The organism is Rhodococcus sp. EPR-134 (assembly GCF_001647205.1).
GTDB lineage: Bacteria > Actinomycetota > Actinomycetes > Mycobacteriales > Mycobacteriaceae > Rhodococcus_F > Rhodococcus_F qingshengii.
The window spans coordinates 14,203-25,644 of record NZ_LVCT01000672.1 but is presented as its reverse complement, the minus strand read 5'-3'; the positions used below and the strand labels follow the sequence as shown (position 1 = coordinate 25,644).

The following is an 11,442-nucleotide window of genomic DNA, read 5'->3' as shown; positions in this document are numbered from 1 at the left end:
TTTCATTAGATGAAATTCGTAACTATTCCGCCTCGAAGGAGCCCCCGTGACTACCCAGACCGCGCCCGACACCGACAGCGTCGATCTCGCAGAGTTCCGCAGCACTGTCCGAGCCTTCGCCAACGCCGAGATCCACCCAGGAGCAGCCGCACGCGACGAGTCCAAGGAGTTCCCGGCGCAGCTGGTCAAGCGCCTCGGGCAGCAGGACCTCATGGGCATTTCCGTGCCCGAGGAATTCGGCGGCCTGGGTCTGTCGACACGAACCCAACTGGTCGCCATCGAAGAAGTTGCACGCACCGACGCCGCGCTGGCATCGATCTACACCGCCCACTACCTGGGCCTCGAGCCGATTCTCGTCGGCGGCTCCGAAGAGCAGAAGCATCGCTGGTTGCCCCAGCTCGCGTCGGGCGAACTACTGGCCGGCTTTGCACTCACAGAACCCGATGCCGGCTCCGACATCGCCTCGATGCGTACCGTCGCCCGACGCGAGGACGACGGCTGGCATCTCTCCGGATCGAAGACGTACATCTCCAACGCCAAGGAAGCCGACCTGGTCGTGCTCTTCGCCAAGACGGACCCGAGCGCAGGATTCCGAGGCATCACCGCCTTCGTCGTCCCCAAGGGAACTCCGGGAATCAGCTACTCGGAGCCGCAGGACAAGATGGGAATTCGTTCGGCCCCGACGTACACCGTCTACCTCGACGACGTCGTTCTGCCGCTCGACTCCGTGATCGGCACCGAAGGTCGCGGCGGCAACATTGCCTTGACCGCCCTGAACCGAGCACGCATCGACGTAGCGGCAATGGCAAACGGCATCGCTCTGCGCGCTTGGGAACTGGGACGCGAGTACGCAACGGAGCGAAAGCAGTTCGGCACGCCGATCTTCGACTTCCAGGCAATCCAGCTACTCCTCGGTGGCTGCGACGCGCAACTTGTCGCATCACGCGTCACCGCAGACTGGGCCGCCGACGTCAAGGACGCCGGTCAGGACATCCGCCGCGCCGCATCGATTTCGAAGTACGTCGCCACCGAAGCCTGCTTCTCGATCGTCGATCAAACTGTACAGATCCACGGTGGCGCAGGTTTCATGCGCGAATCGGAAATCGAACGCCTGTACCGCGATTGCCGCATTCTCCGCATCTTCGAGGGCACCTCGCAGATCCAGTTGCTCACCATTGCCGGCAATGCTCCGTCGCCGCGTTCCACCGAGTTCTGAAAGGCGCGGACATGACTGCACTTCCCCCACTCGACGGCATCCGGGTCATCGACCTCTCGCGCGTCCTTGCCGGACCCTACTGCACCGCACTGCTTTCCGACGCCGGTGCGGACGTCGTCAAGATCGAATCCGAACACGGTGAAGACTCTCGGCACCTCGGCCCGTTCCGCGACGGCGAGAGCATCTACTTCAACGTGCTCAATCGCGGCAAGCGTTCGGTGGCACTCAACCTCAAGAACGGCGAGGACCGTGAGGCGCTGCTGACGCTCATCGAGACCGCCGACGTCGTCGTCGAAAACTTTCGCCCCGGCGTCACCAAGCGCCTGGGAATCGACTACGAGGCTGCGCGGGCTCGCAATCCGCGGATCGTGTACGCGTCCATCTCCGGTTTCGGACAGGACGGGCCCATGTCCGGAGCCGCCGCCTACGACCTTGTAGTCCAGGCTCTTTCGGGAATCATGAGCATCACCGGTTCGGAGGAATCCGGGCCGACACGATTGGGTGAGTCGTTCGGAGACCTGGTCGCCGGGCTGTTCGCCGCCTGGGGAATCAGTACCGCCCTGCTGAGTGCACGGGCGAGCGGACTCGGGCAGCACCTAGACGTCGCGATGTTCGACAGCATGCTCGCCATGCTGCCGACAGCACACAGCCAACTGCAATCCACCGGGCTCACTCCCCCACGCGTCGGCAACCGTCATCCTGTCTCCACACCCTTCGACACCTACAAGGCCGACGACGGACTCTTCGTCCTCGCGGTTGCGAGCCAGTCGGGTTTCGAGAAGCTGGCGCAGACGATGAATCGCGTCGACCTGATCGCAGATCCTCGATTTGCCGACGACACCGCCCGGACCGAGAACGAACCGGCACTGCGCAAGGAGATCGAAAACTGGGCTGCCGGAAAGACCGTCGCCGACGTGGTCGGTATTCTCGGCGACGCGGGCCTCGCCGGCTCGGAAATCTGGGACGTCCAGCAGGCACTCACCTCCGCGCAGGCCGAGTATCGCGGAGTCGTCGAATCGTTCGAGCACCCGGTAGCAGGAAAAATCTCCTACGTACGACAACCCGTCGTGTTCGGTGATAGCCGACGCCCCGATGTCCGCCGCAGTCCCCTGCTGGACGAGCACCACGGTGAGGTACTGCCGGGCTCGCGATAGATTCAGCGCAGACATCCCTCGGCACTTGGAGTAGGACATGGCCCCCGGCGACGTGACCCGCAGCGCGAATCGCACGTTCGAACTTCTCGGTGCGATCGTCGAGCACGGCGGGTTGACGCTCGGCGACGCCGCCAAGGCAACCGATCTGGCAACCAGTACCGCGCTTCGCCTGATCAGAAGCCTCGAACAAACCGAGTTCGTCGTCCGCGGCGAGGACAACGTCTATCGCGTCGGCCCGCGGCTACTACAGATCGGGGCTCGCGCACTCGGTGACAATCAACTGTTGCCGAGAGCGCGGCCCGCGATGAAGGCCATCGCCGAAACCACGAGAGAGTCGACCTACCTGTCGACGAAGGGACCGAAAGACACTGCGCTGTATCTCGATCAGATCGAGGGCACGCACGCGATCCGCCACATGGGGTGGGTGGGCCAGAGCGTTCCCCTGGACGGCACCGCCGTCGGCGCAGCGTTGAGCGGCAAGGTAGGCGAGAGCGGGTACGCCATTGCGCACGACACCATCGAGGATCACTCGACCGGAGTTGCCGCGCCGATCTACAACGCGGTCGGTCAGATAGCCGGAGCGCTCAGCGTCGTGGGCCCGACCTTCCGTCTGACGGACGAGGTCTGCGCCAGCCACGGCCGCGTCTTGGTGGAGCACTGCGCCCGGTTGTCCGCGGAACTCGGCAACCAGACTCCCTGACCACCCCGAGCACTTGGCGATTCAGTCTCGTATCCGAGACAATGTGGGTCCCCGCTCCCACCTCAGCCCTACCCGTAAGGACACACCCCATATGACGACGAGCCGCGTGAAATCTGCTGAGCGCGTGCTCGACGTGCTCGATCTCCTGGCCCGCCGGGGTGTGCCGCTGGCGACGGCAGAAATCTCCAGCGCCCTCGAGCTGCCGAAGAGTACGACGCATCACCTCCTCAATGTCATGCGGGATCGACGGTTCGTCTCGTACTGGGCTGATCAACGCGCCTGGACCCTGGGTGTCTCGGCGTTCGAAGTCGGTGCGTCGTACATGCGGTCCGGCCCACTTCACCGTGAGGGCCAACGATTCATGCTGGCACTCACTCAGTCGACCGACGAGACCTCCCATCTGGCGGTACTTCAGGGTTCTGACGTCATCTACCTCGACAAACGTGAACCTCTGAAGCCCGGCGTTCGGTTGGTGACCGAGATCGGGACCCGCCTTCCGGCGCATCTCACCGCAGTCGGGCGGGCAATTCTGAGCCGTCTGGACGTGGAACAGATCAGCGCGCTCTACGAGGGGTACACCTGGCCGACGCGGACCGGAACGGGACCGTCGACGCTCGCCGAACTGCGAGAACTGCTCGCCGCAGCACGTGAGAGCGGATATGCGGTCGAAGAGAATGCGACGACATCCGGGATCAACTGCATCGCCAGCCCCGTGATCACACGGGACGGTCGTCCGGTCGCAGCTCTCGGCGTCACCTTCCTCTCCGGCTCCAAATCGGCCGAGGAGAGTGCCCTGATCGCCGACCGAGTGCGCACCGTCAGCGCCGAGTTCTCCGCCGATCTCGGAGATCGAATGGTGGAGACCCCGACCGCAGACATGTAACAAAATTCTCCGTTTCGCACTCTGTGGGCCTTGTTTTCGTCTCATATTCAAGACTAGAGTCTCGTATACAAGACTTTGTTAGATAGCCACGCATCATCATTGGAGTCCCATGAACGCCACCCCTGCCACCCAGACAGCCACCCGAACCATCGAGGTCGGAATCGGCGCTGTCACCATCGCCGACGTCGTCGACGTCGCGCGCAACGGATACGGCGTTGCATTGACCGCGGAATCACTGGCCGCGATCGCCGAAAGTCGTGCACGCATCGAAGCGCTGGCCGCAGACCCCACACCGGTCTACGGAGTTTCCACCGGATTCGGCGCACTTGCCACCCGGCACATTCCGGCGCATCTGCGGACACAGTTGCAGCGCAGCCTGATCCGCTCACATGCGGCAGGTTCGGGACCGGAAGTCGAACGCGAAGTGATCCGGGCCTTGATGCTTCTGCGTCTTTCGACGCTCGCCACCGGGCGAACCGGAGTGCGCCCTGTAGTCGCACAGGCGTACGCCGACCTACTCACCGCAGGCATCACCCCGGTGGTGCACGAATACGGCAGCCTCGGATGCTCGGGAGATCTGGCACCACTGGCGCATGTGGCGATGGCAATCATCGGTGAAGGTTCCGTCCGCACCGCCGACGGTGAACTCACCGATGCGGCAACGGCATTGGCTGCCCATGGTCTCGAACCGGTGGTTCTGGCCGAGAAGGAAGGCCTCGCACTGATCAACGGTACCGACGGGATGCTCGGTCAACTGGCCCTTGCGATCACCGATCTCGATCATCTGCTCAAGTTGGCCGACATCGCTGCCGCCATGAGCGTCGAGGGCTTGCTCGGCACCGATCAGGTGTTCGCCGCGGACCTCCAAGCGCTTCGCCCCCACCCCGGCCAGGGCGCGGCCGCATCGAACATGGTGCGTCTGCTTGCCGATTCCCCGATCGTCGCCAGCCATGCGGGCCCTGACTGCACCAGGGTTCAAGACGCGTACTCACTGCGGTGCGCACCGCAGGTCGCCGGCGGCGCACGCGACACCGTCGATCACGCCCGCCTCGTCGCCGGGCGCGAATTGGCCAGTGCTGTCGACAATCCCGTTGTCACCCTCGACGGACGGGTTCGATCCAACGGTAACTTCCACGGAGCTCCCGTGGCCTACGTCTTGGACTTCCTCGCCATCGTGACCGCGGATGTCGCGGGTATCAGCGAACGCCGAACCGACCGCTTCCTCGACGTAGCACGCAATCACGGTCTGACCCCCTTCCTCGCCGACGACCCCGGTGTCGACAGCGGACTGATGATCGCGCAGTACACACAAGCTGCCATCGTGTCCGAACTCAAGCGACTCGCGAGCCCGGCCAGTGTCGATTCGATTCCCTCCTCGGCCATGCAGGAAGATCACGTCTCCATGGGATGGTCGGGTGCACGCAAGCTCCGCCGGTCCATCGACGGTCTCACCCGAGTTCTCGCGATCGAGATACTGACTGCAGCAAGAGGAATCGATTTGCGCTCCCCACTCGAGCCCTCCCCCGCCACCGGAGCCGTCCTTCGGACCCTGCGCGAGAAGGTGCAGGGGCCGGGTACCGATCGCTTCCTGTCCCCCGAGATCGAGGCCGCGGTGGACTTGGCGGCATCGGGTGCACTTGTTGCGGCTGCAGAGAACGCGATCGGCGCCCTGGCATGAGCGCGCCCGGTGCGCTGAGGCCTCGCCCCCGACCCGAAATCGAAGCGCTTCCTCGATACTCCAAAGCCGCCGGCCTCGAGCAGGTTCGGTGGCGGGCGTCGAGCAACGAGTCGACGGTTGCACCCTCGGCGGCCATTCTCGAGGCCGTCAATCTCGCGGCCTCACACTCACACTTGTATCCGTCGCTGTTCGGCGACACACTGATAGCCCGGTTGAGCGACCGTCTGGGCGTGGGCGACGACCAGGTACTGGTCGGCGCCGGGTCGTTGGCACTGCTCCAGCAGGTATTGACCGCATACACGGGCCCTGGCACCGAAGTCGTCTACCCGTGGCGCAGCTACGAGGCGTACCCGATACTGATCGGAATCGCCGGGGCGAGCGGTGTACCCGTCGCACTCGATTCCGAACATCGGCATGATCTGAGTGCAATGGCGGCAGCCGTGACGCCGCAGACCCGCGCAGTACTCGTCTGCAACCCCAACAATCCGACCGGAAGCGAGTTCTCGACCGCGGAGTTCGTCTCGTTCGCCCGCTCGATCCCGAGCGACGTCCTCATCCTTCTGGACGAGGCTTACCGGGAGTTCGCGACCAGCGACGTCGACGGCGTCGACCTGCTTCGAGCCTTTCCCAACATCGTCGTCTTCCGAACCTTCTCCAAGGCTTACGGATTGGCCGGACTTCGTGCCGGCTATGCCGTCACCAACTCGGCGATCGCAGCGGATCTTCGCAGCGCTGCACCGCCCTTCGGGCTCAGCGCCGTTGCCGAGGCCGCGGCCTGCGCGGCCCTGACCGATCCGGCACACACCGATTCGATAGTCGAAACGGTGACCGAGGGTCGTTCTCACCTACGTGAGCAATTGGCTCTGCGCGGCGTCGAGACGGTCCCGAGCGGTGCCAACTTCGTGTGGATCCCTCTCGGCAAGAGAGCTTCTGCACTCGAAGCGGCCTGCGTCGCGCAGGGTGTCTCGGTCCGGATGTTCCCCGGCGAGGGAGTGCGGGTGACCGTAGGTGAGCGGGCAGCAGAAGCCGCCGTGATCTCCGCTGTGGATGCACTCGCACACAACCTTTGACCGACTGGAGAAAAGAATGTCCGTCCACGAACTTGCTCGGTCGATCGGTTCGAGTCGCCTGATCACCGACCCTGCGGTAATGGACTCGTACCGCCGTGACGAGGCCCATCTCGCCGAACCCGGCCATCCGGCGGCCGTCATGCTCGCCGAAACTGCGGCCGACATTTCCGAGGCGCTGAAATGGGCTACTGCTCACCGTGTCCCGGTGGTAACCCGCGGTGCGGGAACCGGTTTGGCGGGCGGCGGGGCAGCCGTCGAGGGCTGCCTGGTCATCTCGACCACTCGCATGCGCTCGATTCTCGAGGTCAATCCGGACGATCAACTCGCTGTCGTGGAAGCCGGGGTGATCAACGCCGACATCAGTCGAGCAGCAGACGAGTACGGGCTGATGTACGCCCCTGATCCGAGCAGTTTCGAGATCTCCACGATCGGCGGAAACATCGCCACCAACGCCGGTGGACTGCGTTGCGTGAAGTACGGCGTCACCCGCGATTCAGTCCTGGGTCTCGAGGTTGTGCTCGCCGACGGTCGGATCGTGCGGACAGGCCGAAGGACCGTCAAAGGTGTTGCGGGATACGACTTGACCAGTCTTCTCGTCGGTTCGGAAGGAACACTCGGAGTCGTCACGAGTGCCACGCTCAAGTTGCAGCCCAAGCCCAAGAGAGCACCGGTCACCGTCGTCGGCAGTTTCGATTCTCTCCGCTCCGCAGCGGACGCGGTTGCCGCGGTCGTTCGCGACGGAATCGGGCCGAGCCTGCTGGAGCTGATCGATCGAGCAACGCTGCGCGCCGTCGACGACTGGAAACGAATCGGATTGGAAGACAACACCGCCGCGATGCTGATCGCACAGGCCGACGGGGTCGATGCCGACGCAGCAGCCGCGGCGATGCAGAAACACTTCGAGAGGGCGGGCGCCGATTTTGTCGCCGTCTCGCAGGACGCGGCAGAAGCCGCACAGCTACTCGAGATTCGCCGACTCGCCTATCCGGCTTCCGAACGACTCGGGCAATGTCTCGTGGAAGACGTCGGGGTCCCGCGGTCGAAACTGCCCGACATGCTCGAGAGTATCGACCGAGCGGCCGCCGAGCACATGGTCAAGATCATGACTGTCGCGCATGCTGGTGACGGCAACGTCCATCCGACCTTCGTCTTCGACCGCGCTGCCGACGGCTCGGTCCCCGAAGCCGTGTGGACCGCCGCGGACGAGGTCTTCCGGCGTGCTCTCGAACTCGGCGGAACTCTGACCGGAGAGCACGGCGTCGGCGTTCTCAAGCGTCGCTGGCTCTCTCTCGAGCTCGGTGAGGACAGCATGCAACTGCACCGATCGATCAAGGCTGCCTTCGACCCGCTCGGAATCCTCAACCCGGGTAAGGGTTTCTGATTTCTCGCGCGGTGTTACACAGCATTTACGCGAAAACGGGTCCCGGGTATTGACGCCTGTATATACAGGCATATACATTTATCCGCAGTGACAGTGACCCAGCGCACAAAGCACAAGGCGCAAAGCACCAAGCACGAAGAAGGTGGGCAATACCCCGACGTCGATTCCGTCGCTCGACGGGCTCGCAGCAGAAAGACAGGCCTATGACTCACGATGGACCGGCCGAGGTCATCCTCACTCCGGAACGACGCACTATCGACGTCGTCCCGGATGCAGAACGACACGGCACCCCGCGCAGCCAGTTCACTCTCTGGTTCGGCGCCAACATGCAGATCACTGCAATCGTCGACGGCGCTCTCGCCGTCGTATTCGGCGCGGACGCCATCTGGGCGATCGTCGGACTTCTGATCGGCAACATCTTCGGTGGCGCTGTCATGGCGCTTCACTCCGCACAGGGCCCGCGTATGGGTCTCCCCCAGATGATCTCGAGTCGCGCCCAGTTCGGCGTCAAGGGAGCAGTCGTACCGCTTGTTCTCGTCATCCTGATGTACCTCGGCTTCGCTGCCACCGGCACCGTGCTGGCCGGACAGGCCGTCAACAAGATCCTGCACATCGACAGCCCCACCGTCGGCATCGTCGTCTTCGGTCTCCTCACCGCATTCGTCGCGGTCACCGGCTACAAGCTGATCCACATCGTCGGCAGGATCGCCACCGTCGTGGGCATCGTCGGATTCTCCTACCTGGCCGTTCGACTGTTCCTCGAGTACGACGTCGCCTCGTACGTCGGCATCAAGGGCTTCGACATAGTCACCTTCCTGCTCGCGATCTCGCTGGGTGCCGGTTGGCAGCTCACCTTCGGCCCGTACGTCGCCGACTACTCGCGTTACCTGCCGCGCAGCACTTCCGAGAGCACCACGTTCTGGTCGACGTTCCTCGGTAGTGTCATCGGATCGCAGTGGTCCATGACCTTCGGCGCTCTCGTCGCGGCCTGCGCCGGCGACGCGTTCCTGGGTAACCAGGTCGGCTTCATGGGAGATCTGGCCGGACCCGCTGCCATCGCCTTCCTGATCTACTTCGTCATCCTGGTCGGCAAGCTGACGGTGAACGTGCTCAACGCCTACGGCGGATTCATGTCGATCCTGACCACCGTCACCGCCTTCAACGGACAGTCGCGAATCTCGAGCACCGCGCGCACCCTCTACATCCTCGGTTTCACTGCGGTCTCGGTCTTGATCGCCATCGCCGCCAGCGCCGACTTCCTGGACAACTTCAAGAACTTCGTCCTGGTGTTGCTGATGGTGTTCACGCCGTGGAGTGCGATCAATCTGATCGACTACTACCTGATCTCCAAGGAACGCATCGACATTCCGGCGCTGTACGACGTCAACGGTCGATACGGAGCATGGAACTTCACCGCATTGGCTTGCTACGCCGCCGGCGTTCTCGCCCAGATCCCGTTCCTCGCCCAGAAGATGTACACCGGCCCCGTCACGGACATGCTCGGCGGCGCCGACATCTCGTGGCTGGTCGGCATCGTGTTCACCGGGCTGATCTATTACCCACTCGCCAAGCGCACGAGCAATCCCCCTTCGTCGATGATCTACCCCGATCACACCGCGATGACCGACTCTCGCGTCTGATCCCCCAACGTCTTTCGAACTTCAGCAAGCTAGGAGAACACAATGGAAATCAGCACCCCCGGCCACGAGCCGCGCCCCGTCCGTGCTCCCCGCGGCCCCGAGCTCACGCCGCTCGGTTGGCAGCAGGAGGGTGCCCTGCGCATGCTCATGAACAACCTCGACCCCGATGTTGCCGAGCACCCGGACAGCCTCGTCGTCTACGGCGGAACCGGTCGCGCAGCGCGTAGTTGGGCTGCCTTCGACGCCATGGTCGCCACGCTGAAGACGCTGAAGAACGACGAGACCATGCTGGTGCAGTCCGGCAAGCCGGTCGGTGTCTTCCGCACCAACGAGTGGGCACCGCGAGTGCTGATCGCCAACTCCAACCTGGTCGGTGACTGGGCGAACTGGGAAGAGTTCCGCCGTCTCGAAGACCTCGGCCTGACCATGTACGGCCAGATGACCGCAGGCTCCTGGATTTACATCGGCACCCAGGGAATCCTGCAGGGTACGTACGAGACCTTCGGCGCCATCGCGAAGAAGCGCTACAACGGCTCACTCGCCGGAACGATCACCCTCACTGCGGGTCTCGGCGGCATGGGCGGCGCTCAGCCTCTCGCCGTCACTATGAACGACGGCGTCGCGATCTGCGTCGACTGCGACATCACCCGCATCGACCGTCGTATCGCCCACAAGTACCTCGACACCAAGGCAGACAGCATCGAGCACGCGCTCGAACTGGCGACCGCGGCACGCGATGCCAAGAAGCCGCTCTCCATCGGCCTCGAAGGCAATGCGGCAGAGATCTTCCCGGCGCTGCTGGAGATGAAGGCCCCCATCGACATCGTGACCGACCAGACCTCGGCGCACGATCCCCTCGCCTACCTGCCGATCGGCATCGACTTCGGCGACATGAAGACCATGTCGGAGAAGGATCCGCAGAAGTTCACCGAAGATTCCCGCAACGCGATGGCCGCACACGTCAAGGCCATGGTCGGATTCATGGACGCCGGCGCCGAGGTATTCGACTACGGCAACTCCATCCGCGACGAGGCCCGCAAGGCCGGCTACGACCGTGCATTCGACTTCCCCGGATTCGTTCCCGCCTACATCCGTCCGCTCTTCGAAGAAGGCCTCGGCCCCTTCCGCTGGGCAGCGCTCTCGGGTGATCCCAAGGACATCGAGGCCACCGACAAGGCCATCCTCGAGCTCTTCCCCGAGAACGAGCACCTGCGCCGCTGGATCACCATGGCCGGCGAAAAGGTTGCCTTCGAAGGCCTTCCGGCTCGCATCTGCTGGCTCGGATACGGTGAGCGCCACCTCGCCGGCCTCAAGTTCAACGAGATGGTGGCCTCGGGCGAGCTCTCCGCACCGATCGCCATCGGCCGCGATCACCTCGACTCCGGATCGGTCGCCTCGCCGTACCGCGAAACCGAATCGATGATCGACGGGTCCGACGCGATCGCCGACTGGCCGCTGCTCAACGCCCTGGTCAACACCGCGTCCGGCGCTTCGTGGGTTTCACTCCACCAAGGCGGCGGCGTCGGGATGGGGCGCTCCATCCACGCGGGACAGGTGTGCATCGCCGACGGCACCGAACTCGCAGCCAAGAAGCTCGAAGCAGTTCTCACCAACGATCCCGGGATGGGTGTTATCCGGCATGCGGATGCAGGATACGACCACGCCATCGACACGGCAGCCACCCGCGGCGTCCGAATCCCGATGACCGAGAACTGAAACA

Annotated in this window: 9 protein-coding genes; all 9 read left to right on the top strand. The window is 63.8% G+C overall.

Annotated features, from left to right (window positions below; translation table 11 throughout):
• Positions 1–46: 46 nt before the first annotated feature.
• The 9 genes from A2J01_RS29155 to hutU all read left to right on the top strand — a co-directional run bounded on the left by A2J01_RS29155 (position 47) and on the right by hutU (position 11,438).
• On the top strand, positions 47–1,216 hold the full coding sequence (locus A2J01_RS29155; protein WP_007732726.1) for an acyl-CoA dehydrogenase family protein: 1,170 nt from the start codon (positions 47–49) through the stop codon (positions 1,214–1,216).
• An 11-nt stretch (positions 1,217–1,227) separates the two neighbouring features.
• Positions 1,228–2,370 (top strand): CaiB/BaiF CoA transferase family protein, encoded by a 1,143-nt coding sequence (locus tag A2J01_RS29150; RefSeq protein WP_064114126.1) that lies wholly within the window; start codon positions 1,228–1,230, stop codon positions 2,368–2,370.
• A 37-nt stretch (positions 2,371–2,407) separates the two neighbouring features.
• Positions 2,408–3,070, top strand: a complete 663-nt coding sequence (locus tag A2J01_RS29145; protein ID WP_030536970.1) for an IclR family transcriptional regulator — start codon at positions 2,408–2,410, stop codon at positions 3,068–3,070.
• Between the two features lie 91 nt (positions 3,071–3,161).
• Positions 3,162–3,953: an IclR family transcriptional regulator gene (locus tag A2J01_RS29140; protein WP_042448445.1), complete on the top strand. Its 792-nt coding sequence runs from the start codon at positions 3,162–3,164 to the stop codon at positions 3,951–3,953.
• 109 nt (positions 3,954–4,062) lie between these two features.
• On the top strand, positions 4,063–5,631 hold the full coding sequence (hutH, locus tag A2J01_RS29135) for a histidine ammonia-lyase (RefSeq protein WP_007732730.1): 1,569 nt from the start codon (positions 4,063–4,065) through the stop codon (positions 5,629–5,631).
• Positions 5,628–6,701, top strand: coding sequence for a histidinol-phosphate transaminase (locus A2J01_RS29130; RefSeq protein WP_064114125.1), 1,074 nt, complete (start codon positions 5,628–5,630; stop codon positions 6,699–6,701). The genes hutH and A2J01_RS29130 overlap by 4 nt, the downstream gene beginning before the upstream one ends.
• A 16-nt stretch (positions 6,702–6,717) precedes the next feature.
• A complete protein-coding gene (locus A2J01_RS29125) occupies positions 6,718–8,082 on the top strand; it encodes an FAD-binding oxidoreductase (protein WP_003940494.1) in 1,365 nt (454 codons plus the stop codon).
• A 203-nt stretch (positions 8,083–8,285) separates the two neighbouring features.
• Complete coding sequence (locus tag A2J01_RS29120; RefSeq protein WP_003940251.1) at positions 8,286–9,722, top strand: purine-cytosine permease family protein; 1,437 nt, start codon at positions 8,286–8,288, stop codon at positions 9,720–9,722.
• A gap of 42 nt (positions 9,723–9,764) precedes the next feature.
• The gene (gene hutU / locus A2J01_RS29115; RefSeq protein WP_064114124.1) at positions 9,765–11,438 is read left to right on the top strand and encodes a urocanate hydratase; all 1,674 of its coding nucleotides are present in this window, start codon (positions 9,765–9,767) and stop codon (positions 11,436–11,438) included.
• The last annotated feature ends 4 nt before the right edge of the window (positions 11,439–11,442 follow it).

Coding starts and splice junctions, on each gene's coding strand:
- A2J01_RS29150 (WP_064114126.1), top strand. CDS start 1,228: ATGACTGCACTTCCCCCACTCGACGGCATCCGGGTCATCGACCTCTCG.
- A2J01_RS29145 (WP_030536970.1), top strand. CDS start 2,408: ATGGCCCCCGGCGACGTGACCCGCAGCGCGAATCGCACGTTCGAACTT.
- A2J01_RS29140 (WP_042448445.1), top strand. CDS start 3,162: ATGACGACGAGCCGCGTGAAATCTGCTGAGCGCGTGCTCGACGTGCTC.
- hutH (WP_007732730.1), top strand. CDS start 4,063: ATGAACGCCACCCCTGCCACCCAGACAGCCACCCGAACCATCGAGGTC.
- A2J01_RS29130 (WP_064114125.1), top strand. CDS start 5,628: ATGAGCGCGCCCGGTGCGCTGAGGCCTCGCCCCCGACCCGAAATCGAA.
- A2J01_RS29125 (WP_003940494.1), top strand. CDS start 6,718: ATGTCCGTCCACGAACTTGCTCGGTCGATCGGTTCGAGTCGCCTGATC.
- A2J01_RS29120 (WP_003940251.1), top strand. CDS start 8,286: ATGACTCACGATGGACCGGCCGAGGTCATCCTCACTCCGGAACGACGC.
- hutU (WP_064114124.1), top strand. CDS start 9,765: ATGGAAATCAGCACCCCCGGCCACGAGCCGCGCCCCGTCCGTGCTCCC.